Below are 25,426 nucleotides of genomic sequence, written 5' to 3'. Positions count from 1 at the left end.
TGTAGTTCGGAGAATATCTCCCTGCCGGACACGTTATGCTATATTTTTGCCGGAACACTGACAGCAAACCTTATGATGAACAATGTAATTTCGCCTGAATTTGATGAAGACGGCAGAGCTATGCGCCGGGTCCGCAGCTTTGTGCGCCGTCAGGGGCGTCTGACTAAACGTCAGGAAGAGGCAATGACTGAATTATGGCCTTCCGTGGGGGTGGATTTCACACCGGAACTGCTGGATTTCACCGTGCTGTTCGGGCGCGATGCGCCGGTTACACTCGAAATCGGCTTTGGCATGGGAACATCGCTGGTCGAAATGGCGAAACAAAATCCGGAAAAAAACTATCTGGGTATTGAAGTTCACGGGCCGGGGGTGGGGGCGTGTCTGGCTGATGCACAGGACGCCGGTGTGACCAATCTGCGCGTTATGTGCCATGATGCTATCGAAGCACTGGATAAAATGATCCCGGATAACAGCCTGCATATGGTGCAGCTGTTTTTCCCTGATCCATGGCATAAGACCCGTCACAATAAACGACGTATTGTTCAGTTGCCGTTTGCGGAAAAACTGCGCGGAAAACTGACTCAGGGTGGTATCTTTCATATGGCGACCGACTGGCAGCCGTATGCAAAACACATGCTTGAGGTAATGACTCAGGCGCCGGGCTATGGCAATATCTCGGCAACACAAGATTATGTACCGCGCCCGGATACCCGGCCGGTTACCAAGTTTGAAAAACGCGGCCATCGCTTAGGGCATGGTGTCTGGGATCTGATGTTTGAGAGGATGAAATAATGGCAATACAACGCAGTCGTCGTTTACGGAAAAAAATGCACATCGGTGAGTTCCGCGAACTGGGTTTCTCTTTTAAGTGGGATTTCCCGGAAGGAACAGATATTAATGTTGTCGACAGTACTGTTGATGCACTGATCGCTGAAGTGATTGAGCCGAATGGCCTGGCACTGGACGCGAGCGGCTATATGAGCTGGGAAGGTCTTGCCTGTCTGGAAAAAATCGGCGAATGTACCGATGAACACCGCAAGATGGTGGGTGACTGGCTGAAAAACAAAGGTATGCAGAACATTCAGATGTCTGAATTGTTCGATATCTGGTGGGATTGAGATTAATTATTTACCACGCTAATCATTATAAGGGCACCTAATTTGGTGCCCTTATCTCTCTTTGGCATCCGGCTTTCCGGGGCGCCGTGCTTCTGGAGTAACAACCGTGACCACACACTTTAGTCATGAATTACTGGATGATATTTTACACCGTGTCCGTCCTCTTATCGGTACGGGAAAAGTGGCGGATTATATTCCCGCACTGGCAGAGGTATCGCCTCACCAGTTGGGAATAGCGGTCTGTACTGTGAATGGTGAAATGTTTACTGCCGGTGATGCACATCAGCGGTTTTCCATACAGTCCATCTCTAAAGTGCTCAGCCTGACGCTGGCACTGACGCGCTATAACGAGTCAGAAATCTGGGCGCGTGTCGGCAAAGAGCCTTCCGGTCTGCCGTTTAATTCTCTGGTTTTGCTTGAGATGGAAAAAGGGATCCCGCGTAATCCGTTTATTAATGCAGGCGCCATTATTATCGCCGATATGCTCCAGTCACGGCTGAGTGCGCCACGTCAGCGGATGCTGGACTTTGTCCGCAAACTGACCGGCAATGATGATATCTCTTATGACCTGCGGGTTGCGCGTTCAGAGCTGGAACATGGCAGCCGCAATGCGGCGATTGCGTTTCTGATGAAATCGTTTGGTAATTTTGAAAACAATGTACTGACTGTGCTGGAAAACTATTTTCACTATTGTGCGCTGTCGATGAATTGTGCTGAACTGGCGACCTGTTTTGCGTATCTGGCGAATGGCGGCCATGCGCCGGGTGTGAGTGACGCTATCATCACGCCGCTTCAGTCACGCCAGATTAACGCGCTGATGCTGACTTGCGGCATGTATGACGGGTCGGGTGAATTTGCTTTCCGCATCGGGATGCCGGGGAAATCCGGGGTCGGTGGCGGGATAGTGTGTGTGGTGCCGAATGAGTTTTCTGTGGTGGTCTGGTCACCGGAACTTGATGGTTCAGGGAACTCTTTGGCAGGTTGCGCTGCCTTAGAGATGTTATCTGCAAAAATCGGGCGTTCCATTTTCTGAACCCGGCCGGGTTCAGCGTCCGCCGTCTGAGAATCAGGAGTATTTATGTTACGCAAATGGATCGCCATTCTGAGCCTGGGGGCTGCTTCACTGGCTTCCGCCGAAGGTTATCAGTGCAGTGTTACCCCGAAAGATGATTTGGTTATCACGCCGTCTTATGTTCAGGTCACCGGGAAGAGCGGGGAGATGAAAATCACCCCTGACGGACAAATTACCCGTGACGGAAAATCGCTGACACTGAGCAGTACGCAAAGCAGTGATGCGAAGCGTTATCAGGCAGGCGTGCGTCAGGATGTACCGTGGATAAAACAGCAGGCGACCAGCCGGATAGCAAAAGCGGGTCAGGCACTGGATAAAGTATTGATCAAAGAAATGGGCTCTGACAGCCAGTTGCGCAGCCATCTGCCCTTGCTGGAAAATGACCTGAATAAACAAATCAACCGGATTATTGAAACCCGTCCGGACGGATATGCATTTCATCATCTGGCGATAAAAGAAGTTGAGCTGGAAGGCCGTGCGGAGATCCAGCAGCGCATGGGCGGTATGTTGCAGGATGCGATTAACGAAATCGCCCGCAAACAGTTACTTGCCGGTCTGAGTGGCGGAAAACAGGGGGCCGGTGCGGCGCTCGCCGGGCTGGACGGATTACAGAAATCTTTACAGCAGGCAGTTCATGAGCAGGAAGATGAGTTTAAACAGTTCAGCAGGCAGGTGTGCGGAAAAGTGACCACACTGGAGCAGCAGCGTATTCAACTGATTAATTCCCTTAAATAAAATAAGGTTACCGGTGTGTTGTGCGCCGGTAACCCTTTTTTTAGCCGATCTGCATCAAATTAATGATAATTGTTATGATAATGATTCTTATTTGATTGACTTGTTTGTTCTTCTCCCTAGAATGAATTGCGACGTTAAACGCATTTAATCAGGCAGGAACATGAAAAAAAATCATTCCGTTAGTGTTAATCCCTTTTTTAAGTTTTGTCAGCGCATCCGTGCAGGCAGAGACTTCGCCGCAGTATACGCCTAATCACATTACCGCTGTTGCGGGCAAAGCGCCGTTACTGACCATTGAACATCAGTCAGGAAAAACAGACGTTGTACGCAAACCCGCCCGCGTGGTGCTGTTTGATTTCGGTGTGTATGACACCATGAAACAGCTTGGTCTGGCGGACAATGTCACCGGGCTGCCGCTGAGTAATCTGCCGGAGTATCTGAAAGGGCAGGTAAACAGTAATGTGGTTGATGCGGGCGGAATGAAAACGCCGGATCTTGCTAAAATTGCAGAACTGAAGCCGGACCTGATTGTGATAACCGGGCGTCAGGGAAAATCGTTTGATGAGCTGAGCAAAATCGCACCGACAGTAAACCTGGGAACCGGTGGTGATGATTATCTGAAAGCAGCGCGAGCTAATATTGCGCTGATCGGTCAGCTTTATGATATTGATAAAAAAACGGCTGAAGCACTGACAACACTGAATAAAACTATTGTTCAGGCTCAGGAAAAAGCGGCGAAATCCGGTAAAAAAGTGCTGGTCATGCTGCACAATGACGGAAAATTATTCCCGAATAAACAACCTGTTGTCTACCAGGTTGTTAAAGCCGCAGGCGTAGAACTCCCGGTTGATGCAAATGCAGAAAAAGGTAAACGAATGCTGCTGACGCCGGACGTGGTGGCAGAACTGAATCCGGATGTGATCCTGGTGATTGACCGTAGTGCGGCAATTGGTGCAGGGGCGTGGGACAAAGCGGCATTTGAGACAGATGGCGTGAAAAAAACCAACGCGTATAAAAACGGAAAAATTATCGTGTTACAACCGGATCTCTGGTATCTCTCCGGTGGCGGGCTGGACAGTCTGAACCGTCAGGTGCAGGCAGTGGCAGGCGCACTGTAATACCCTTATTCATTCAAACTGCAGGTTCGTTGGCCGCACTCAGCCAGCCGGGTCACATACTTGTGTATGCTCCCCGTCTATCTTCCCTTGCCGCCTTCCTGCATCCTGAATGACGTTGGGTATAGTGACATAAAGCTGTGATATAAAAAGCCCGGTGGTTATGTGAATAGCCACCGGGTTTTCTTTATTATAAAAGCGGTTATAAAAAAACGCTCAAGTAAGGTATTGAGGAATAACTTTCCGTGTTCGGTAATTTGCCAGTGCGTTTGCGTTTCCCTGATTTCACCTGCCGCCAGAGCTGCATCAAGCTGCGGGCGGATCACGGATTCAGGCAGACCGGTATAATTGGTGAAATCACTGCGCGGCATCGTTTCCAGCAGCCGGAAGCGGTTCATAAAGAACTCAAACGGACGATCGTCCTGCTCCACGTCATGCTGTTTATCCATATAGCGCCCGCCCATATAGCCGCGCGGGTGTTTGGTTTTGACTGTCCGCAGAATGCGCCCGTCGTCAAATGAAATCTTACCGTGTGCGCCGCAGCCGATGCCCAGATAATCCCCGAAACGCCAGTAATTGAGATTGTGCTGACACTGAAAGCCCGGCTTTGCATAAGCGGAGGTTTCATACTGCACATAGCCTGCCTGTGTCAGTAACTGATGTCCCCCGGAGAAGATATCCCACAGCAGGTCGTCATCCGGCAGAACCGGCGGGCGGGAGCCGAAGCCGGTGTTCGGTTCAATCGTCAGCTGATACCAGGACAGGTGCGGCGGGGATAATTCGATTGCCTGTCGCAGGTCATTCAGTGCTTCATCCAGAGTCTGATCCGGCAGGCCGTGCATCAGATCGAGGTTAAAGCTGCGAAGCCCGAGTGTCGCCGCCAGCCGTGCCGCCCGTTTGGCTTCACCTGCATCATGAATACGTCCCAGGCGGATAAGTTTGTCATCGCCGAAGCTCTGCACGCCAATCGAAATCCGGTTGATACCGGCGCGCTGATAGCCACTGAAGCGATCCGCTTCGACCGTACCCGGATTGGCTTCCATTGTCACTTCTGCATCTGCGGCAACCGGAATTCGCGCACGTACGCCGTCCATCAGGTTTTGCATTGCCTCTGCACTCAGCAGGCTGGGTGTGCCTCCGCCGATAAAAATAGTGCGGATCTCCCGCCCGGGAACCAGGGGCAGGTCAGCATCTAAATCCGCCAGCAGGTGTGCCACATAATCATCATGCGGCACCTCACCTTTAAGCGCGTGAGAGTTGAAATCACAGTACGGACACTTCTGAACACACCACGGAATATGGATATACAGACTGAGCGGAGGAAGCTTATCCATTGCGCAGGGCTTCCAGCAGCAGTGTCAGCGCATGGCCGCGGTGAGATATTGCCTGTTTCTCTTCCGGGCGCAACTGTGCCGCTGTTTTGTTCAGTTCCGGTAACCAGAAAACGGGGTCATAGCCAAAACCGCCGTCGCCCTGTGCCTGTTCTGCAATCATCCCGTGCCAGCGTCCGTGACAAATAATGGGTGTCGGGTCTGATTCATGGCGCATATACACCAGTACACAGTTAAACTGCGCCTGACGTTGCTCTGCGGGAACACCGTCAAGGGCATTCAGCAATTTCACCATATTGGCACCGTCGTTGCCATCCTGTCCTGCATAGCGGGCAGAGTAGATCCCCGGCGCACCGCCGAGATAATCCACCGAAATGCCGGAATCATCGGCGATCGCCGCTAATCCTGTCACTTTTGCGGCATAACGGGCTTTGATAATGGCATTTTCAACAAAGGTCAGTCCGGTTTCTTCAACCGGACCCACTCCCAGTTCAGTCTGCGCAACCACATCCATACCAACCGCTGCCAGTAATGACGCCATTTCGCGCACTTTTCCGGCATTTCCGGTAGCTAAAACAATTTTCCGGCTCATATCACAACCTGATCAGAGAAGTACCCACTGAACGATATCGCTGTAGAGATAGTTCAGTGCATAAAGAATAAAAATAACAATCATTGCGGAGAAATCAATGCCGCCCATCGGCGGGATAATACGACGGAATGGTGCCATCAGCGGTTCTGTCAGCTGCATCAGAACATAATCCACCGGGTTGCGTCCCTGGCTGAACCAGCTCAACAGTGCGCGTCCCAGAATGACCCAGAAGACAGTCATACCGGCAAGATAGATAAGATTAAAGAGAGCCAGCAGCAGCATCAGTGCGCCGAGCTGTCCCTGCATTCCCATCAGAAGCCACGGAAAGAGGGTTTTCAGCAAAATTGCGATGTAAGCAACAACCACGGAAGCCGTATCAATCGGGCCAACTGACGGTAAAATGCGGCGCAGCGGACGGACAACCGGCTGGGTTGCTTTTACAACAAACTGGGCGAACGGATTATAGAAATCCGCTCTGACCCATTGCATCCAGACACGCAACAGCAAAATAGTGGCGTAAACGTGCAGGAACGTGGTAACAATAAAATTCAGCGTTTGCATCGGTGAAGTCCTTGGCAAAAAACAAAATAACGGGTTCGTGATAAAACGGATCGGCAATAATCAGCGTCAGGATACAGGATGATTACGACACGGAATAGTTACGTGCACCGAAAATTGCGGTTCCGATGCGAACCATAGTGGATCCGCAGGTGATCGCGGCGTCCATATCATCCGTCATACCCATCGATAATGTATCAATCTGCGGATACAGCGCCTGTAATTCATGAAATGCAGTTTCCATCTGACGGAAGACCGCGCATTGCCGTGCCGGGTCAGATTCCGGCGCCGGTATTGCCATCAATCCGCGCAGGCAGATATTTGGCAGGGTGGACACCTGTTCAGCCAGTGCCGGAAGCTCCGTTAAGGTTATCCCGGATTTGCTGTTTTCATCGCTGATGTTTATCTGAATAAGTACATTCAGCGGTGCTTTGTCTGCCGGGCGCTGGTCACTCAGGCGTTGTGCTATTTTTAACCGGTCAACCGTGTGGCACCAGTCAAAATGTTCAGCGACCGGGCGACTTTTATTAGACTGTAACGGGCCGATAAAGTGCCATGCAAGATGATCGTTTTCGGCGAAATATTCAATTTTTTCAACGCCTTCCTGCACATAATTTTCACCAAAGCATAATTGCCCTGCATTTATCGCTTCTTCGAGTGCGCTCACAGGTTTGGTTTTACTGACGGCAAGTAAGGTGATTGTCTGTGGATCACGCCCGCATTTTTGTGCTGTTGCGCTTATCCGTTCTCTGATTTCTGTCAGATTGTCTTTAATTAGTTTCATGATGATCCGGGAGATAACCTAATGAATATGGATAATTTAATCGGCCTTAGTGTAAAGCATAATGCATCCGATCTGCACCTTTGTGTGAATCAGGTGCCGGTTTTACGGGTTGACGGTCAGCTTTTTTCACAAACACACTGCGCGGTTGTGACAGAAGATGCATTACATTGCTGGGTAAAGACGATCCTCGACGAGGCAAATTACCATAAATTGATGACAAAGGGGCAGGCGGATCTTGCGTTGTTTATCCGTGATCAACCTTTACGGGCGAATATTTTTCAGGCGGGCGGGCATCTCAATGCTGCTGTCCGCCTGATTAGCCCTTGCGTTCCGACACTGGAGGATATCAGTGCGCCGCCGGTATTTGCCGACCTTATCACTAAGACAAACAGCGGGTTGATTTTAGTCACAGGTGCCACCGGCAGCGGAAAATCGAGCACACTGGCGGCACTTATCAATCACCTTAACCAGCACTGCCGACGGCATATTATTACCCTGGAGGATCCGGTTGAATTCCGCCATACCGGCAGGCAATCGCTTATCCGTCAGCGGGAAATTGGCAGGGATTGTGCGGATTATCAGCAGGCACTGAAAGCCGTACTGCGTCAGGACCCGGATGTGATTTTGCTGGGGGAACTGCGTGATGAAGCCACTATCCGCCTGGCGCTGACGGCGGCGGAAACCGGGCATCTGGTATTGAGCACATTGCATACCCGGGGTGCAGTCGCTGCCATTGAGCGGTTGACTGATGTTTTCAGCGGCACGGAGAAGGCGCGGGTGTGCAGTCAGTTGGCGGGCAGTCTGGTGGCGGTGCTGAGTCAGCATCTGATTGCAAAACAAGGCGGAGGGCGTTGTGCGCTGTTTGATGTGCTGATTAATACCCCGGCGGTAGCCAGTCTGATCCGCGATGATAAATCATATCAGATTGCCACCCATCAGCAGACGGGCGCACAACTGGGAATGATGACAGAAGAGCAATGTCTGCAATGGCGGCAGAGCCGGGGCGACCTGCCCTGCGGGGCAGATACCATACCGGCGTGGAGTGCGGGATAACGCGCGCAGAGGGTGGGTTTACCCGCCGTAAAGCTGTTCAAACCAGCTTTCGAGGATAATGACTGCGGAGGCTGAATCGACTTTGTCTTTTCCGAGTGCGCGGTAACCGCCACCGGCAAACAGCGTTGCGCGGGCCTCGACCGTACTGAGCCGTTCGTCATGCAATTCGGCGCGAATGCCAAAGCGTCCGTGCAGGCGGTTGGCAAATTTCTTCGCCTGGTTAGTCACCAGTTGCTCAGTGCCATCCATATTCAGGGGCAGACCGACGACGACATAATCCGGCAGCCATTCACGGAAAATAGCGCCAATCAGTTCCCAGTCAGGAATACCCTCACGGGCTTTCAGTGCGGCCAGCGGGCGGGCGGTGCCGGTGATCGTCTGACCGACGGCAACGCCGATACTTTTGGTGCCGAAATCAAAGGAAATAACCGTATTATTACTCATTATGCATGTCCGGCCTGTGGTGCAATAGTATAGATATTCACGCCGATTGCGGCAGCGGCGTCACGCCAGCGATCCGGCAACGGTGTACGGAAAATCAGGTTTTGACTGGCATCAGCTACCAGCCAGCTGTTTTCCATGATTTCGCGCTCCAGCTGACCGGCTGTCCAACTGGCATATCCGAGTGTCATCAGATAACGGGCGGGCTGGCGTGATGTTCCCAGCGCTTCAAGCACATCTTTCGACGTGGTCAGAAACAAATCATCGGCGAGGCGTGTGCTGGCCGCGTATTCCTGATCGCCGGAGTGCAGTACAAAACCGTGCTCTTCAGAAACCGGTCCGCCGACAAGAACCGGCTTTTCAAGTGACAGATTTTCATCGCGGGTTTCCGGTGAAATCTTCAGTTTCTGTAAAATTTTGCCGACAGAAAGCTGCTCTATCGGCTTATTGATCACAAGTCCCATTGCCCCGTTTTCATTGTGTTCACACAGATAGACAACCGAACGCCCGAAATAAGGATCATTCAGTGAGGGCATCGCGATGAGAAAATGATGTTGTAAGTTCATAACCTTCTTTTCTGTATCAGCCCCGCAGACCGGGAATCAGACACCGGACTGCGGGTATAAGTGGAAGGATGGCGCAACGGCGTGTGTCAGGTTACCGGCCGAGACGCTTTTCAATCGCATCCATCAGCATACCGGTAACAGACACATCCGGATGCGCGGCTTCAATTTCACGGGCGCAGGTCGGGCTGGTTACGTTGATTTCAGTCAGACGGTCACCAATAACATCCAGTCCGACAAAAATCAGACCTTTTTCTTTAAGAACCGGCGCAACACTGCGGGCTATCGCCCAATCGCTCTCAGTCAGCGGGCGCACTTCACCGTGACCACCGGCAGCTAAGTTACCGCGGGTTTCACCTTTTGCCGGAATACGTGCCAGGCAGTAAGGAACCGGCTCGCCATCCACCATCAGAATGCGTTTGTCACCGTCTTTAATAGCAGGCAGGAAATTTTGTGCCATACAGAATGTGTGACCATGATTGGTCAGGGTTTCAATAATCACACCGACATTCGGATCATCTTGTTTCAGGCGGAAAATGGACGCGCCGCCCATACCGTCAAGCGGTTTGAAAATCACATCGCCGTGTTTTTTATGGAAATCACGCAGGCGCTGTTCACTGCGGGTGACCAGGGTGTCCGGTGTCAAATCGGCAAACCAGGCGGTGAACAGTTTTTCATTACAGTCACGCAGGCTTTGCGGTTTGTTCACTATCAAAGAACCGGCGCTTTCTGCGCGTTCCAGGATATAGGTAGCGTAGATAAATTCAGTATCAAACGGCGGATCTTTGCGCATCAGAATGGTATTGAGTGTCCCCAGTTCGATATCCTGCTCCGTACCAAACTGATACCAGCCCGCCGGGTCTTCTTTGACCGTCAGTGTACGGGTGCGGGCACGGGCAACGCCCTGATGCAGATAAAGATCGTTCATCTCCATATAATGGATTTCATAACCACGGCGCTGTGCTTCAAGCAGCATCGCGAAACTGGTGTCTTTTTTGATTTTGATGGAATCGATAGGATCCATCACAATACCGAGCTTAATCATTTTATCTCCTTAACCCAGATCGCCGAAACGCACCTGCAATGCAGTGATTGCAGTGAGCGCGGTAGTTTCTGTACGTAACACACGCGGACCCAATAAAATATCCGTGAACTGATGACCGGCTGTCATTGCGATTTCCTCTGCGGACAGCCCGCCTTCAGGACCAATCAGCAAGCGTACTTTAGCCGTTTCTGCGGGCAGCGTATTGATACTTTGTGAGGCGCGCGGATGTAAATTAATTTTCAGCGCATCGTCGGTTTCCGCACACCAGTCTTCCAGGGACTGTACCGGGCGGATCACCGGGATAACGTTACGTCCGCACTGTTCGCAGGCGGCGATAGCAATTTTCTGCCACTGCTGCTGTTTTTTCTCCAGTCGTTCACCATCGAGTTTAACACCACAACGCTCAGAGATCAGGGGGGTAATAATCTGAACGCCCAGTTCAACCGATTTCTGAATGGTAAATTCCATTTTTTCACCACGGGACATGACCTGTCCCAGATGAATATTCAGCGGTGATTCACGGTTATCTTCCTGTTCATCCAGAATACGGACAGCGACATTCTTTTTGCCCGTATCGGCAATTTCAGCATTAAAAATTTTGTCGGAACCATTAAACAGGATCAGTGAATAGCCGGTTTTCATCCGGAGAACCCGGGAAACGTGGTTTGCGCCATCATCAGTCAGGTTTGTGACCATACCCGGTGTTAAGGAGGCAGGGTGATAAATGCGCGGAATACGCATGAAAATATCCTTTACGTTCTGCCGGCGGCTGCCGGTTTATACACATTGCCCCATGATAATAGAGGGGGGATCTTCACTGCAAGCTTTTGACCGGGATCATAGCACGGATCTCAACGGTCATTATTGCGTGGCAGACTGAAAAAAAAATGTAATTCAGATGAAAACAGGGAAAATCCCGGGCATTTTCAGCCGGTGTCGGGCAGGCTGAATGCTATGGAAAAAAGAAAAACGACATGGAAGATACAGGGACAAATGAACGGGTTGATTATGATTAGCTGGGCATTATTATTGCCTTTGCCATTAAAAACGGGAACGGAATATATTCTGCGTCACTATTATCAGTATCCGCAAAAGCTGCATGGAGGATGGCTGTTTTTTCACTGTTTGCTTGCAGGCGGGCTGATTGTGTATTGGTCAGACAGACAGGTTCTGTGTGCGGCATATTACTCACTGCTGTTTATTTGCCTGATTATACTGTTTCATATTGATAATGCTGTATTTTATCTGCCGGATAAACTGGTTTTTTCTGTGCTGTGGGGTGGATTATTGTTTCAGACAGAAGTACAGGAAATACCTTTTTCAGATGCATTATACGGGGTTATTGCCGGGTTTGTTTTGTTATGGGCTGTGGCGGCGGGATACGCATGGCGGCAAAAACAGAGCGGGCTGGGCGGCGGGGATATCAAACTATTCTCTGCTATGGGCGCCTGGGTAGGGGCAGAAAAACTGGCAATACTGATGCTGCTCGCCTGCGCATCAGCGCTGATTGTGTCTCTGCTGCGCTATATCCGTGCGCGGCATGATAACTCCCTGCACAGCGGCACGCGCATTATCGCGTTCGGACCGCATTTAATTGCAGGGATGATTATCGTGATGAGTATTATGTCAGGCGGTGGGTTTTAACTGCGCGATCAGTGTATCCCAATCGGATTTTCCGCCCAAAACCGCCTGGTTCGGGATGTGCTGAAAGACGCCGTTCTCTTCAAGCAGCAGGGTCGGGAATCCGCCTGCCGGCTGATGAACAAATAACTGACGGCTTTCATTGATGTGCTGCTCAGCCAGGTCTGACTGTATATCATCAATACCCAGATCCGCGGCCAGTTTGCGCAGTGTCTCTTTTGTCAGCGGTAAACCATCCTGATAATACGCTTTCTGGCAGGCGTCCAGCATCTCAATGCCTTTGCCTGACTGAGACTGCGCACTGAGTATGGCAGCAATCGGCGGCACTGAATCCATCACCCATTCTCTGTCTTTCAGCAGGGCGTGATAGGCATCAGTGAAAGGTTGCCCGGTCAGTTGGGTGATGCGCTGATTGTGGTTCAGGATCATTTCACGCAGACCGTCATCCACAGGACGGCGCTGAGAGCCGGTGATCATACCGCCGCCGTGCAGGGCTATTTTTACACCTTGTGCATGTGCCGCCTGAATAAACGGGGCAATTCCGTAACACCAGCCGCAAAGCGGATCGTAAATATAGTGCAATATTTTTACAGACATAGAACATTCCTTATCAGATTACTGCGGCCACTGCATTTCGCCTTTCAGGACTTTGGCACTCAGTTCAAGGCTTGATTCATCTGCCAGTGCCGGGTAAGCCGCTTTCATGGTATCGATCAGTGCCTGCGCATTTTTACTGCCCGGCAGTGCGGCTTCAGTACGGGTCAGATAATCCGCCGTAAACTGAATGGTTGCCGGTGAAAAATGGCTGTTACCGGTATAGTGACCGGGTACCACTGTGTGTGGTTTTTTCGCCTGCATCTCTTTCAGTGATTGCTGCCAGTACTGACGGGACTGAGGCGTTTGTGTATCAGCCAGCCAGACATGAATGTTTTCAGAGACCAGCACGCCGCCCATCACTGCAGAAAGTGAGGGTACCCAAACATAGCTGCGTTCCGGTGCCGGACCGTCAAGCCCTTCAATCAGAATACTTTCACCTTCCAGCAGGATACGGTTGCCCTTTAACGGCTCCGGTACAATAACAGTCTGCGGGGCATTCTCTTTCAGAACCGGTCCCCAGTAAGCCAGTTTACCGTCTTTGCTTTCTTTAATCAGATCAACGGTTTGCTGTGTTGCTACAATTTTAGCATCCGGGAAGGCTTTTTTCAGCTCATCCAGTCCGAAATAAAAATCCGGATCTGAATGACTGATATAAATCGTTGTCAGCGTTTTGCCGGTTGCACGGATTTTATCAATCAGTATTTGAGCATCGTCTTTTTGAAATTGTGCATCAATCAGAACCACCTCATTTTTACCACTGATAATCTCAGAGGAAACCGGGAAGATACTTTTTTCGCCGGGATTATACACATCCAGTGTCAGCGGAGCGGCGACAGTGGCAAATGAGGCGGTCATCAGGGCGGTTAACGCCAGAGCGGTGCGGGTTTTCGTTGTCATGGTGTGATCCTTTTTGCAGGTGAATAATTAAGATGGCGCTATACTCGTCATACTTCAGGATGCCTGGGTGTTGACTACGCAAAGCTTGCCGGGTCACATAGTTTATCTATGCTCCCCGTCTATCTTTGCTTGTCGCCTACATGCATCCCGAATTATTTAGAGTAGATAATAGATTGCATAATCCGCCGGAAAAACCCCATAATCCGGTCTTCATTGTTGCATAAACCGGACAAATGCTATGGACAGGATCACTGCGGCACAAGTTTTTATCGCCATTACCGAGCAGCGCAGTATGAGTAAAGCGGCAGATTCACTGGATATGTCCCGCGCGATGGTCACGCGCTATCTTGCTGAAATGGAAAACTGGGCGGGAGTGCGCCTGCTGAACCGGACAACCCGCAGCCTGACGCTGACCTCCGCCGGTGAAAATGTGCTGATACAAAGCAGGGATCTGCTTAACCTGGCGGCAGCAATAGCCCAGCCGGTAGTGACTGAGGATGATGCTGTACACGGACTGGTCCGCATCACCTGTGCGCAGTCGCTGGCGATGGTGGCGCTTTCCAAAGCCATTGTTCAGTTCCGGGCGCGGTATCCGGCAATTGCTGTGGATGTACAGGTCACTAATAAGGCGGTAAGCCTGGTGGAAGAGCGCATTGATCTGGCGGTGCGTATTACAAATAACCTGGAACCAAACCTGATAGCCCGTCCGCTTTCGCGTTGTGATTCAGTGGTGTGCGCCTCACCGGCGTATCTGGAAAAGTATGGCTGCCCGCAATATCCGGCAGCACTCAGTGAATTTACGTGTCTGACTTATAATTTCTACGGGCGCAGTTTGTGGTTGTTTGAGCGCGGTACAGAAGTGATCTCTGTGCCGGTGGGCGGGGCGCTAAGTGCAAATGAATCCACATTTTTGCTGGAAGCAACGCTGAACGGAGAAGGAATTGCATTGCAGCCTTATTGTTCCGTGTATGAACATCTTAAATCCGGGCGTCTGGTGCGGCTGTTTCCGGAATATAGCCTCCCTTCGCTGGGAATTTACGGTATTTATACCAGCCGTGAGCGAATGGCAAGACCGCTGCGTTTGCTGCTGGACTTTCTGGTGGAATGGTTTGGTCACTCGCCAGACTGGCTGCCGTATCTGCTGGATGAAAAAACTAACCTGTAACCTGCTGTAATTGCTTATTTATTATCTTCATATGTTGCCGCAGATGCGTAATAAAAATATCCGTTAATGCGGAGTGAGGGCGGTGTTGCGGGCGGATCAGGCTGACGGTGAATGGAATGCGTTTGCTGAACGGGCGGATACAAATCCCCTCACAATCCATTGTTGTCAGCGGATTGACAATGGATATACCAAGCCCCTCTTTAACCATCGCGCAGACAGATGCGGCGCTGTGTGTTTCCATAATCATCCGGCGCGCAATTTGGTGTTCATTAAACAGGGCATCAATTATCTGGCGGTAACTGTCCGTCACAGACAGGCTGATAAAATTCTGATGCGCAAAGTCGGCAGGGGTCAGAACGGCTTTGCTGCACAGCGGGTGAGATTCCGGCAACACACACACTTCACTGAGTGTGAGTAATGTTTCCTGTAAGGTACCCGGTGGTGTCCGCGTGTGTTCAGTTATTCCCAAATCATAGCGCTGTGCTGACAGCCACTCTTCCAGCAGCGGAGATTCCTGCGGAGCGACTTCAAAATTGACATCCGGATACTGCCCGTGAAAGGTGTGGCAGACCTTTGGCAGAAGAGACTGAGCAAAAGCGGGCAGGCAGGTGATGGTCAACTGAGCGTGCTGAAACTGGCGGATGCTTTCGGCGGCACGGCTGATGCGCTCCAGTCCGTAATAGGAGCGTTCCACCTCTTCAAACAACCGCAGCCCCTGCTCTGTCGGGTGCAGGCGTCCTTTGATCCGGTCAAAAACACGGAATCCCAGAATTTGCTCAAAACGGGCAAGCTCCCGGCTGACAGTCGGTTGTGAGGTATGCAGCAGTTGCGCGGCATCCGTCAGGCTTTTTGTCGTCATGACCGCGTGAAAAATATCAATATGACGCCAGGAGTATTGTTCCATTATTCACCAGATGTATATCAGAGATGAATAGACCTTAGCAAATCAGATATTTTAAATCCCGCAATTTTTTTGTCACGATGGAAAAAAATGAGATCCCTGTCAAAGAGCACAACACCATGACAATCGCAACCAAATCACTACAGGCACCTTTTACCCCGGATACGCTGCGCAGCCTCGCGCAACAGTACGGCACACCGCTGTGGCTTTATGACAGTGAGGTAATTATTAACCGTATTGCGCGGCTGACCCGTTTTGATGTCATCCGGTTTGCGCAGAAGGCAAATTCAAATATTCATATTCTGCGTCTGATGCGTGAACAGGGTGTAAAAGTGGACTCAGTCTCTGCCGGGGAAATAGAACGCGCCCTGAAGGCCGGGTACACGCCGGATGAAATTGTATTCACCGCCGATATGATTACAGCAGAAACGCTTGATCGCGTGCTGGCGCTGGGAATTGCTGTGAATACCGGCTCGGTGGATATGCTTCGCCAGATTGGCGCACGCAGTCCCGGGCATCCGGTCTGGTTACGCATCAATCCGGGTTTTGGTCATGGACACAGTCAGAAAACCAATACCGGCGGGGAAAACAGTAAGCACGGGATCTGGTTTGCCGATCTCGGGGAAGCGCTGGCAGAAATCAGCCGTTATCAGCTGACGCTGGTGGGTATTCACATGCATATCGGCTCCGGGGTGGATTATGAACATCTGGCAACTGTGTGTGACGCGATGGCTGAATTAGTTATTACTCATAACCTGGATATCCGGGCGATTTCTGCGGGCGGTGGGTTATCAACACCTTACCGTGACGGAGATGAAGTTATTGATATCAATAATTATTTCTCATTATGGGATGCCGCCCGTTCGCGTATTGCCCGCCATCTTGGCCGTGATATTACGCTGGAAATTGAACCCGGGCGCTATCTGGTGGCAGAATCCGGCATTTTGCTTGCACAGGTGCGGGCGGTTAAAGGGATGGGAAGCCGCCACTATGTGCTGGTGGACAGCGGATTTAATGACCTGATGCGTCCTGCGATGTACGGCAGTTATCACCATATTTCTGTACTGCCTGCGGAAGGTGAATTACGGACACAGCCACTGACAGAAACCATTGTTGCCGGTCCGCTGTGTGAATCAGGCGATGTATTTACTCAGCTTGAGGGCGGGATGGTGGTTCCCAGAGCACTGCCACCGGTGCAGGTGGATGATTTTCTGGTATTCCATGATACCGGCGCTTACGGCGCCTCTATGTCTTCAAATTACAACAGCCGTCCGTTATTACCGGAAGTCTTGTTTACTGACGGAAAACCTGTGCTGATCCGCCGTCGCCAGACGATTGATGAATTGATGGCACTGGAACTGACCGAATAATTATTATCTTATTATATACCCAACGTCATTCAAGATACAGGAAGGCGGCAAAGGAAGACAGGCGGGGAGCATACATCAGTATGTGACCCGGCTGACTGAGTGCGGCTAACGCATCTGTAGTTTGAATGAATAAGGGTATAAATATAATGCCGAAATACCCGGGTGAATTTACCGGGTATTTTTTATTGATATATACTCCGGGGGAGTTTATTTTTTACCGGGAATTATAAATGTCTATTTATGACAGAGCATAAATAATAAAAAAAACACCCTGTGGACTACATAAAAATAACAATAAAATCATAGCTGTTAACTAAAAAATCGCTCCCGGGTTATATCTCCGTGCAGAGTGTGACGGGCACTATAAAACAAACACAGAAAGATAGAGTCCTTTCTCTGTTCCCTCTATTATCACCGCTATCTTTATTTTTTTATTTTTCAGCACCGGTACAATAAATAAAATACAGATTATTATCATTTTATTTCTGTATAGGTGATCCGGGAAGCGGACTTATTATGAATTTAATGCAGCCATTTGTATCAGAAAAATTAATACTTAAAAATAAACTGGTTTATCCACCGATCAGAATAAAACGGGCAACTGACGGCTACGCTAATTATTTTCATCTGGCACATTATATGTCTTTTGCGGTAGGTCAGGTCGGACTGATTATAATGGAGGAGTGCGCGGTAGCCGCTGATGCGCGTCTGGGAAGCGGGGCGCTGGGATTATATAAAGATGACCATGCCATTATGCTGAAGCAGATTGTGGGTATGCTTCAAAATGAAGGCAGCAAGGTCGCTATTCAGCTTAACCATGCAGGGAATAAATCGCGTCTGGAATCTGACGGTATTATTCAGGATATTAACGCATTAACACAGGATGATATCATTGAGTTATTTGCCTGTTATACCCGAGCTGCGGAGCGGGCGGTGGCTGCGGGGTTTGATGCCCTTGAAATCATGGCATCCCATGAATTTTTAATTTCGCAGTTTATTGACCGCCGGACAAATCAGCGGACAGATAAATATGCAGATCCGGTAATTTTTCTGACAGAGTTACTGATGGCTGTCAGAGCGGTATGGCGGGAAGATAAAGCGATTATTCTCCGGGTCGGGACGCGTTATTGTGAAGATAACAGTATTTTATTTACTCAAAATATTTTAAATAATATTAATCACCTTATCGATATTGTACATATTTCAAACGGCGGAAACCGTATGCACGGTACAAATAAAGGCATTGCTTATCAACTGGATGATACCCGGGAAATAAAAAAACAGTGTAAAAAACCGGTTATTGTTGTGGGTGGAATTCATGACCATCAATTAGCAGATGAAATACTGGAACATCAGTATGCTGATTTAATTGCGGTAGGTCGCGGGTTATTACGTAACCCTAACTGGTTCCTTGAATATCTGTTTAAGTATGATCGAAAACTGATCCCGCGTCCTTATATCCGCGCGTTTCGCTGACATAAAGAATAAAAATGATGAAGGGGGATTAAGGGATGATGAAAGCAGCAGTAATAAAAAACACTGTTATCGTATTTATTTTGTCTCTGGTTTTCGGTTCTGCCGGAGCAAGAGAGATTACTGATCTTGCCGGTAACAATGTCATTATTCCGGATGATGTACAGCGGATAGCCGTTGTGCCTATTCCGTGGATGTCGATGGTGTATACCGTAGATGGTTCAGATAACAAAATTATCGCAATGCACCCGTCAGCAAAAGAGGCATATCACAATAGTATATTAAAAACACTGGCACCCGGAATTGAACAGATTAACAGCAGCTTTGTGAATAAAGATTTTACAATCAACGGCGAAGTGCTGGTTAGTTTAAAACCGGATCTGGTTATTATCTGGGATTACCAGAAAGAAGAAAAAGATAAACTGGATAAGCTCGGTATTCCGGCTGTTGCCATTAAATATGGCGACCTGAATGATGTCAGAAATGGTATTTTGCTGCTGGGGCAGATTCTGGATAAAGAACAACGCGCAGCTGAATTAGTGCGTTTTTTTGATAAACAAAACAGCGTTGTTCACCGGCAGGCTGAAAATAACAGTCCGGCAACTGAACGTGAAATGAAAAATGGTATTCCCGGTGTGTTATATGTCAGGGACAGGCATTTAGTTGTTGCCAGCGGAACGTCAGTGAATGACCTGATGATTAGTCGTGCGGGCGGCGTCAATATTACACACGATTTGGCGGTCAAACCTAACTGGACAACGGTTTCTATGGAGCAGTTAATTAACTGGGACCCGGAAATTATTATTCTGAGCCAGTTTGACTCCATCGTTCCGGAAGATATTTACCGCAATACCGTAGGCTGGCAGGGTGCCGGTTCTCTCTCTGCGGTAAAAAATAAGCGGGTTTATAAGGCTCCGATGGGTATTTACCGCTGGGATGCGCCGGGGATTGAAACCCCGCTGATGATTAAATGGATAGAGGACAGAATTGACGGTAAACAGGTGGATGATACCGGTATTCAGGATGAGATCCGCCAGTTTTTCCGGCAATTTTTTGATGTGAACCTGACGGATGCACAGATGCGCGATATTCTCAGCCTTGATGTGAATACCACTGGCAGGAATGCGAAGAAATAGCCACATAACGTTTTAATATTAAAGTTGATATGCCGGAGACATATTGGTGGCTCCGGCATTGTCGACCCTATTACTTACACTTCAGGTTTTTCACCTTTCCGGTAACGATGAGAATTTGCATGGGATTTTAAACCAATCATCTCAGGGGCAAATTCATCGACATTGATTGAGCGTAAACGGCTGGCTTCTGCTTTACACAGAATCTCCGCTTCTTCAGGAGTGACTTTCCCTTCTGCCAGTGCGCTTTCAGCCAGCTTATCCAGCCGGGTAAAATCAATATATTTTTCTGCCAGACGGCTCAGGCGATCAACCAGCGGCTCAGCGGCAATAATATCGTTGAGTGCCTCATTGAGCAGCCCGTGCGGATTATTTTTTACCGGTGCCAGGTATTGTCCGCGACCAATTCTGTCACGTGTGTCGGAAGGCTCTTGTAACAGGCGGGCGAGTTTACTGTCCAGTTTATCGGAGGGCGCGCGGTGATGGCGACCGGTCGGAAAAACAGTCAGGCGTAACAGTGCAGCGACTTTTCTGTCAGGGAAATTTGCCAGTAAATCATCCATCGCTTTTTCACCTTCATAAAGGCAATCCTGTACCGCCCAGTGAACCAGCGGAAGGTCGGCCTGCGGACGTCCGTCTTCATCAAAGCGTTTTAAGGTGGCAGAGGCGAGATAAAGCTGACTGAGGATATCGCCAAGCCGCGCCGAAATGCGTTCACGGCGTTTCAGGCTGCCGCCGAGTGTCGCCATCGCGGTATCGGACAGCAGTGCCAGGTTAGCACTGAGGCGGTTAAGATGCTGATAATAGCGGCGGGTTTCATCACGAAACGGTGAGGCACTGAAACGCCCCCGGGACAGTCCCAGCCAGAAGCTGCGGGTTGCTGCTGTCAGTACATGACCAATATGGGCAAAAAGGGCGCTGTCGAATTTATTCAGCTGATTATTATCAGCAGCATCCATTTCTGCCAGAACATACGGGTGGCAGCGGATAGCCCCCTGACCAAAAATAATCATACTGCGGGTCAGTATATTGGCGCCTTCAACAGTGATAGCGATAGGTGAGCCCTGATAGTTGCGTGCCAGGAAGTTAGAGGGACCAAGACAGATACCTTTCCCGCCGGCAATATCCATTGCGTCAATAATGGCGCGCTGCCCCCGGTGAGTACAGTGATACTTCACAATGGCAGAAAGTACGGCGGGTTTTTCGCCCAGCATAATACCGGTGGTGATAAGTGTTGCGGCGGCATCCATCAGATAGGCATTACCGGCAATGCGGGCCAGAGGCTCTTCAATCCCCTCCATTTTACCAATCGGTATCCGGAACTGGCGGCGGATACGGGCGTATGCACCAATTGCAATTGCCGCACTTTTTAATCCGCCTGTGGCATTGGACGGCAGGGTGATACCGCGCCCGACAGACAGACACTCGACCAGCATCCGCCAGCCCTGACCCGCCATTGCCGGTCCGCCGATAATATAATCCAGCGGAACGAACACATCTTTACCGCGTGTCGGTCCGTTCTGGAACGGAATATTGAGAGGAAAATGCCGTGTGCCGGTTTCCACTCCCGGGGTATTCACCGGGATCAGCGCACAGGTAATACCCAGTGAGGTTTTATCCCCGAGGAGTTTGTCCGGGTCATACAATTTAAAGGCGAGACCCAGTACAGTGGCGACAGGCGCGAGAGTGATATAGCGTTTGTTCCAGTTCAGGCGGATGCCCAGAACCTGTTCTCCCTGCCACTCTCCTGTACAGATAATACCGCTGTCCGGGATAGCACCTGCATCAGATCCGGCTTCCGGGCTGGTCAGGGCAAAGCAGGGAATTTCTTCACCGGAGGCAAGACCCGGCAGCCAGCGTTTTTTCTGCTCATCAGTTCCGTAGTGCTGAAGTAATTCACCGGGACCGAGAGAGTTAGGAACGCCGACAGTAATGGCCAGAATACCGGAAACCCCTGCCAGTTTTTGCAGTACTCTTGCCTGGGCATAAGCAGAAAAGGCAAGCCCGCCGTATTCTTTGCGGATAATCATGGCGAAGAATTTGTGTTCGCGCAGGTATTGCCACAGCTCAGGCGGGAGATCAGCCAGTTCATGCGTAATGTCGAAGTCATTTGCCATGCGGCAGGCTTCCTCAACCGGCCCGTCCAGAAATGCCTGCTCTTCCTGTGTCAGTTGCGGTTTCGGGTAATTGTGCAGTTTCTGCCAGTCAGGTTGTCCCTGAAACAGATCACCTTCCCACCAGGTTGTTCCCGCATCGATAGCTTCTTTTTCTGTCTGTGACATCGCCGGCATAACTTTTTTGAACAATAGCATCAGGCGGCTGCTGAACAGCGCCCGCCGGAAAGTCGTTACGACGAACGGCAGCATGATCAGCAGCAAAAGCAGTGTGACAGGAAACGGCCATAATCCCGATACATTCATGATGATACTGAACAGTGTCAGCGTCAGTGCACTGTACACCAAACCAACACGATGAAATGACAGCAGTCCGGTAACAGCGATAAATAGAATAATGCTGAGTAGTATCATTATTAACCTCCGTAATTGAATATCCGTGTCAGTACAATGCGACATCAGAGGTCTGACCTGTTGTGTTCAGATTTAGCGCAACGGAGAAATAACTTCAATGATTTCACATTTTATTTACAACTCAGCTCACAAAAATAAAATGATAAAATACGTGTTGTTCTCAGATGCCACAGATTGCATCTTCTTTCACTGCGGGAGATCCGTTACACTTAAAGAAGACAAATCCGATTAATTTTCAGGAGCCTATCTCTATGTACCAGGAACTTATCCGCGGTGAACTGACCGAGGCCGCTGCAACTCTTGATAACTTTTTGAAAGATGAGAAGAATATTGAGGTTATCCAGCAGGCAGCGGTCATGTTGGCTGACTCATTCAAAGCCGGTGGCAAAGTGATGTCATGTGGTAATGGCGGCTCACACTGTGATGCAATGCACTTTGCTGAAGAGCTGACAGGGCGTTACCGTGAAAATCGTCCGGGCTATCCGGCGATCGCGATTTCTGATGTTAGTCACTTATCATGTGTCAGTAATGATTTCGGCTATGAATATGTTTTTTCCCGGTTTGTTGAGTCAGTCGGTCGTGAAGGCGATGTATTACTCGGGATTTCTACTTCAGGCAATTCCGGTAATATCATCAGAGCGATTGATGCCGCGCGTGCCAAAGGAATGAAAGTGATTACGCTGACCGGTAAAGATGGCGGAAAGATGGCGGGTAGTGCAGATATTGAAATTCGCGTTCCCCATTTTGGTTACGCTGATCGCATTCAGGAGATCCATATTAAAGTGATCCATATCCTGATTATGCTGATTGAAAAAGAGATGGTTAAGTAAGAAAGGAAAAATAATTAATCAGGAAAGGTCCGGGATATATAAATATATTCAGATCTTTCCTGAGTGAGTTATTTATTATATCTGTAAGAAATTATTTTAAATGGAAATTAAAATAATAAAACCGGATATAGTATAAATAATCTCAATTATGCGGTGATTTTTCCACCGATGCCATTAAAGATACCGGAGATTTTACCGGCAACAGAACCGAGAGCATCACCCAGGGAACCGTTTTCAAGCGCAGGTTTGATAACACGCGCACCCAGAACTACTGCTGCAACAGTACCGACAGCGATTAAACCACAGCAACCACCGGAGACTGCATTCATTTCATTACTTGCTAATTCTTTCATGTTATTTCCTTGTTCTTTTAAATGATTATACCCTTATTCATTCAACCTGCAGATTCGTTGGCTGCACTCTGCCCGCCAGGTCACATAGTTTATCTATGCTCCCCGGCAGTCGGAGCTTGCCGCCTGCCTGCATCTTGAATGACGTTGGGTATATATTAAATATCCATATTAACAATCGGAAATTAATTCGTTTAAAAACTAAATAATTATTAACTCCCGATGTTTAATACTATACATTATTAAAATTAATAATGGGTTGGAATAATCTTAATATTATTAAGATATTTAAATAATGAAAATAATATATTTATTTTTAGCAGATAGTTCCCCTGTTTCGGAATAAATAAATATTGCTGCGCAAAATTATTTATATATAACCAAATCATCTGAACAAATGAGGTTTATGTGATTGTTAATCTATCGGATAACGGGTAAAAATAGGTTCGTGGATGGATGATAAAAATGCCATTATACCCAATGTCATTCAGGATGCAGGCAGAGCGTAGCCAACGAACCAGCTGTTTGAATGAAGAAGAGTATATACAGTGAAGGCAGGGTGGAGGGAGTTATGTGCGAATTACTGGGCATGAGCGCGAATGTACCGACGGATATCTATTTCAGCCTCAGCGGCCTTATTCCGCGCGGTGGTCAGACGGGACCTCATAAAGACGGGTGGGGGATAACTTTCTATGAAGGAATGGGATGCCGTACGTTTAAAGACCCGCAAGCCTGCTGCGAGTCTCCCGTTGCCCGCTTTGTCCAGGAATACCCGATAAAATCAGAAGCGGTGATTGCTCATATCCGTCAGGCAAACCGGGGCGTTGTATCTCTGGAAAACACTCATCCGTTTACCCGCGAATTATGGGGACGAAACTGGACTTATGCCCATAACGGACAATTAACAGGTTATGAGCATCTGCCGACCGGGTTTTACAGCCCGGTGGGGCAGACGGACAGTGAGCATGCTTTCTGCTGGTTGCTCAGCCGGTTGCAGGCAAAGTATCCGCAGCCACCACAGGATTGGCGTGGGGTATTTAGCGACATTATGTTACTGGCCGATGAGCTGCGTCAGTTTGGTGTCTTTAATATGCTGTTGTCTGACGGACGCTATGTTCTGGCGTATTGTTCAACTAATCTGCACTGGATCACCCGCCGGGCGCCATTTGGCAAAGCCCGGCTGACAGACAGTGATGTGGAGATTGATTTTTCACAGCACACGCATCCGGGTGATGTGGTGTCGGTTATTGCAACACAGCCGCTGACCGGTAATGAACAATGGCAGAAAATTAACGGGGGTGAAGCGGTTCTTTTTCATTACGGCGAGCGGATTGATTCCTTACTCTGAGCTGCGGGTAAGTAATGTCTCTGTGACTGAGGCGGGTGCTGCGGAGTGAGCATTCACAACATAGCGTCCGTTGATAACAGAGACAATCGCAGGGATCCGATTATCGGTAAAATATTGATACGCCGGCTGTAATTGTTGCCAGAATGCCATATGCGATGAATTCCGGTGGCGGTTCATATTCTCCTGATTCATCCGGAACGGATAAATCGCAATATTCAGGTCTGTCTGACCGCCCTGCAATGCATTTTCCACATAGCGGTAAATCTCCCCTATATAAGCATCTGTCATCGCGTAGCAACCTACCGATTTGCAGTCTCCGTGGATCATCAGATAATCACCGGTATAGCCATGTGCCTGGTCAAATTCATTGGGAAAACCAAGGTTGATAGCTCGATAAAACCGACTGTTCGGGTTTAATTGTGCCGGTGTTACACGATAAAACCCTTCCGGGCTTTTTAAATCACCGGTTAACTGTTTCGGACCCAGACCACCGGAAAACTGACAAACAGGATAACGTTTGACCAATCTGAAACGTCCGTTACTTTCGCGGTGATACAATTCCAGCTCTTTTTCTTCTTTGAATATCTGTATAAATACAGGGTTATTACGGACATCACTTACCTGAGGTGTGAGCCATAATGACGGGGTTTCAGCCCGGGTTACTGATGACAGACCAACGAAAAACAGAAGGCCGGACATTATGAAAATGATATGTCTTATTGTCTGCATTCAGGATACGGATAAGTTGGTGAAAAAAGTAGCAATAGATTGCCATGATGTCGGTAA

Annotated in this window: 27 protein-coding genes; 13 read left to right on the top strand and 14 right to left on the bottom strand. The window is 49.2% G+C overall.

Translation table 11 applies throughout. The annotated features are described in order from the left end of the window. The first annotated feature begins 72 nt into the window (after positions 1-72). The 5 genes from trmB to AYY16_RS13455 all read left to right on the top strand — a co-directional run bounded on the left by trmB (position 73) and on the right by AYY16_RS13455 (position 4,043). Positions 73-792 (top strand): tRNA (guanosine(46)-N7)-methyltransferase TrmB, encoded by a 720-nt coding sequence (gene trmB, locus AYY16_RS13475; RefSeq protein WP_067368312.1) that lies wholly within the window; start codon positions 73-75, stop codon positions 790-792. Then, positions 792-1,118, top strand: coding sequence for a YggL family protein (locus AYY16_RS13470; RefSeq protein ID WP_067367567.1), 327 nt, complete (start codon positions 792-794; stop codon positions 1,116-1,118). Before trmB ends, AYY16_RS13470 begins: the two co-directional genes overlap by 1 nt. Positions 1,119-1,224: 106 nt before the next feature. Continuing rightward, positions 1,225-2,151: a glutaminase B gene (glsB, locus tag AYY16_RS13465; protein WP_067367564.1), complete on the top strand. Its 927-nt coding sequence runs from the start codon at positions 1,225-1,227 to the stop codon at positions 2,149-2,151. A gap of 45 nt (positions 2,152-2,196) precedes the next feature. After that, positions 2,197-2,925: a DUF2884 family protein gene (locus AYY16_RS13460; RefSeq protein ID WP_067367561.1), complete on the top strand. Its 729-nt coding sequence runs from the start codon at positions 2,197-2,199 to the stop codon at positions 2,923-2,925. A gap of 182 nt (positions 2,926-3,107) precedes the next feature. Beyond that, positions 3,108-4,043 carry an ABC transporter substrate-binding protein gene (locus tag AYY16_RS13455; RefSeq protein ID WP_235846308.1) on the top strand — a complete coding sequence of 312 codons (936 nt, stop codon included), beginning with the start codon at positions 3,108-3,110 and terminating at the stop codon, positions 4,041-4,043. 158 nt (positions 4,044-4,201) lie between these two features. On the opposite strand, the gene hemW is transcribed toward AYY16_RS13455, so the two are convergent. The 4 genes from hemW to AYY16_RS13435 all read right to left on the bottom strand — a co-directional run bounded on the left by hemW (position 4,202) and on the right by AYY16_RS13435 (position 7,305). Beyond that, on the bottom strand, positions 4,202-5,374 hold the full coding sequence (gene hemW, locus AYY16_RS13450) for a radical SAM family heme chaperone HemW (RefSeq protein WP_067367555.1): 1,173 nt from the start codon (positions 5,372-5,374) through the stop codon (positions 4,202-4,204). Further along, complete coding sequence (rdgB, locus tag AYY16_RS13445) at positions 5,367-5,963, bottom strand: RdgB/HAM1 family non-canonical purine NTP pyrophosphatase (protein WP_067367552.1); 597 nt, start codon at positions 5,961-5,963, stop codon at positions 5,367-5,369. Before rdgB ends, hemW begins: the two co-directional genes overlap by 8 nt. Before the next feature lie 12 nt (positions 5,964-5,975). Further along, positions 5,976-6,524 (bottom strand): YggT family protein, encoded by a 549-nt coding sequence (locus AYY16_RS13440; RefSeq protein WP_067367549.1) that lies wholly within the window; start codon positions 6,522-6,524, stop codon positions 5,976-5,978. 82 nt (positions 6,525-6,606) lie between these two features. Continuing rightward, complete coding sequence (locus AYY16_RS13435) at positions 6,607-7,305, bottom strand: YggS family pyridoxal phosphate-dependent enzyme (protein WP_067367545.1); 699 nt, start codon at positions 7,303-7,305, stop codon at positions 6,607-6,609. 21 nt (positions 7,306-7,326) lie between these two features. On the opposite strand from AYY16_RS13435, the gene AYY16_RS13430 reads away from it, so the two are divergent. Beyond that, positions 7,327-8,358 (top strand): type IV pilus twitching motility protein PilT, encoded by a 1,032-nt coding sequence (locus tag AYY16_RS13430; protein ID WP_067367543.1) that lies wholly within the window; start codon positions 7,327-7,329, stop codon positions 8,356-8,358. A gap of 18 nt (positions 8,359-8,376) precedes the next feature. Here AYY16_RS13430 and ruvX read toward each other — a convergent pair whose 3' ends face one another. The 4 genes from ruvX to rsmE form a co-directional block, all read right to left on the bottom strand. Further along, the gene (gene ruvX, locus AYY16_RS13425) at positions 8,377-8,802 is read right to left on the bottom strand and encodes a Holliday junction resolvase RuvX (protein ID WP_067367540.1); all 426 of its coding nucleotides are present in this window, start codon (positions 8,800-8,802) and stop codon (positions 8,377-8,379) included. Further along, positions 8,802-9,365, bottom strand: a complete 564-nt coding sequence (locus AYY16_RS13420; protein WP_067367537.1) for a YqgE/AlgH family protein — start codon at positions 9,363-9,365, stop codon at positions 8,802-8,804. Before AYY16_RS13420 ends, ruvX begins: the two co-directional genes overlap by 1 nt. A 91-nt stretch (positions 9,366-9,456) precedes the next feature. Beyond that, positions 9,457-10,407 (bottom strand): glutathione synthase, encoded by a 951-nt coding sequence (gene gshB, locus AYY16_RS13415; RefSeq protein WP_067367534.1) that lies wholly within the window; start codon positions 10,405-10,407, stop codon positions 9,457-9,459. Positions 10,408-10,416: 9 nt separating this feature from the next. Continuing rightward, on the bottom strand, positions 10,417-11,148 hold the full coding sequence (gene rsmE, locus AYY16_RS13410; RefSeq protein ID WP_067367532.1) for a 16S rRNA (uracil(1498)-N(3))-methyltransferase: 732 nt from the start codon (positions 11,146-11,148) through the stop codon (positions 10,417-10,419). Positions 11,149-11,361: 213 nt separating this feature from the next. Between rsmE and AYY16_RS13405 the strand changes: the two genes are divergently transcribed. Continuing rightward, positions 11,362-12,051, top strand: a complete 690-nt coding sequence (locus AYY16_RS13405) for a prepilin peptidase (RefSeq protein WP_223861231.1) — start codon at positions 11,362-11,364, stop codon at positions 12,049-12,051. Here the strand turns inward: AYY16_RS13405 and AYY16_RS13400 are convergent. Both AYY16_RS13400 and AYY16_RS13395 read right to left on the bottom strand, forming a co-directional pair. Beyond that, the gene (locus AYY16_RS13400; RefSeq protein ID WP_067367530.1) at positions 12,034-12,645 is read right to left on the bottom strand and encodes a DsbA family protein; all 612 of its coding nucleotides are present in this window, start codon (positions 12,643-12,645) and stop codon (positions 12,034-12,036) included. The two genes, AYY16_RS13405 and AYY16_RS13400, sit on opposite strands and share 18 nt — an antisense overlap. An 18-nt stretch (positions 12,646-12,663) precedes the next feature. After that, positions 12,664-13,542 (bottom strand): MBL fold metallo-hydrolase, encoded by an 879-nt coding sequence (locus tag AYY16_RS13395; protein WP_067367527.1) that lies wholly within the window; start codon positions 13,540-13,542, stop codon positions 12,664-12,666. Between the two features lie 238 nt (positions 13,543-13,780). On the opposite strand from AYY16_RS13395, the gene AYY16_RS13390 reads away from it, so the two are divergent. Next, positions 13,781-14,707 carry a LysR family transcriptional regulator gene (locus AYY16_RS13390; RefSeq protein WP_067367524.1) on the top strand — a complete coding sequence of 309 codons (927 nt, stop codon included), beginning with the start codon at positions 13,781-13,783 and terminating at the stop codon, positions 14,705-14,707. On the opposite strand, the gene AYY16_RS13385 is transcribed toward AYY16_RS13390, so the two are convergent. Further along, complete coding sequence (locus AYY16_RS13385; RefSeq protein ID WP_067367521.1) at positions 14,697-15,611, bottom strand: LysR family transcriptional regulator; 915 nt, start codon at positions 15,609-15,611, stop codon at positions 14,697-14,699. The genes AYY16_RS13390 and AYY16_RS13385 overlap by 11 nt on opposite strands. 116 nt (positions 15,612-15,727) lie before the next feature. Here AYY16_RS13385 and lysA point away from each other — a divergent pair, with 116 nt between their 5' ends. The 3 genes from lysA (at position 15,728) to AYY16_RS13370 (ending at position 19,587) form a co-directional block, all read left to right on the top strand. Then, positions 15,728-16,978, top strand: coding sequence for a diaminopimelate decarboxylase (gene lysA / locus AYY16_RS13380; RefSeq protein ID WP_067368307.1), 1,251 nt, complete (start codon positions 15,728-15,730; stop codon positions 16,976-16,978). A gap of 516 nt (positions 16,979-17,494) precedes the next feature. Then, positions 17,495-18,454: an oxidoreductase gene (locus AYY16_RS13375; RefSeq protein ID WP_067367518.1), complete on the top strand. Its 960-nt coding sequence runs from the start codon at positions 17,495-17,497 to the stop codon at positions 18,452-18,454. Positions 18,455-18,489: 35 nt separating this feature from the next. Next, on the top strand, positions 18,490-19,587 hold the full coding sequence (locus AYY16_RS13370; RefSeq protein ID WP_223861230.1) for an ABC transporter substrate-binding protein: 1,098 nt from the start codon (positions 18,490-18,492) through the stop codon (positions 19,585-19,587). 74 nt (positions 19,588-19,661) lie between these two features. Here AYY16_RS13370 and fadE read toward each other — a convergent pair whose 3' ends face one another. Further along, complete coding sequence (gene fadE, locus AYY16_RS13365) at positions 19,662-22,112, bottom strand: acyl-CoA dehydrogenase FadE (RefSeq protein ID WP_067367515.1); 2,451 nt, start codon at positions 22,110-22,112, stop codon at positions 19,662-19,664. A gap of 251 nt (positions 22,113-22,363) precedes the next feature. Between fadE and lpcA the strand changes: the two genes are divergently transcribed. Further along, the gene (gene lpcA / locus AYY16_RS13360) at positions 22,364-22,942 is read left to right on the top strand and encodes a D-sedoheptulose 7-phosphate isomerase (protein ID WP_067367512.1); all 579 of its coding nucleotides are present in this window, start codon (positions 22,364-22,366) and stop codon (positions 22,940-22,942) included. Positions 22,943-23,088: 146 nt separating this feature from the next. On the opposite strand, the gene AYY16_RS13355 is transcribed toward lpcA, so the two are convergent. Then, positions 23,089-23,295: a hypothetical protein gene (locus AYY16_RS13355; RefSeq protein WP_067367509.1), complete on the bottom strand. Its 207-nt coding sequence runs from the start codon at positions 23,293-23,295 to the stop codon at positions 23,089-23,091. Positions 23,296-23,863: 568 nt separating this feature from the next. On the opposite strand from AYY16_RS13355, the gene AYY16_RS13350 reads away from it, so the two are divergent. Then, positions 23,864-24,640, top strand: a complete 777-nt coding sequence (locus tag AYY16_RS13350) for a class II glutamine amidotransferase (RefSeq protein WP_067367505.1) — start codon at positions 23,864-23,866, stop codon at positions 24,638-24,640. Here AYY16_RS13350 and AYY16_RS13345 read toward each other — a convergent pair. After that, positions 24,632-25,339, bottom strand: coding sequence for a L,D-transpeptidase family protein (locus AYY16_RS13345; protein WP_190973101.1), 708 nt, complete (start codon positions 25,337-25,339; stop codon positions 24,632-24,634). The genes AYY16_RS13350 and AYY16_RS13345 overlap by 9 nt on opposite strands. Between the last annotated feature and the right edge of the window lie 87 nt (positions 25,340-25,426).

It is taken from the genome of Morganella psychrotolerans (assembly GCF_001676155.1).
In the GTDB taxonomy this organism is placed as follows: domain Bacteria; phylum Pseudomonadota; class Gammaproteobacteria; order Enterobacterales; family Enterobacteriaceae; genus Morganella; species Morganella psychrotolerans.
Note: the sequence above shows the minus strand (reverse complement) of the source record. Positions and strands in the feature narration are given on the sequence as shown.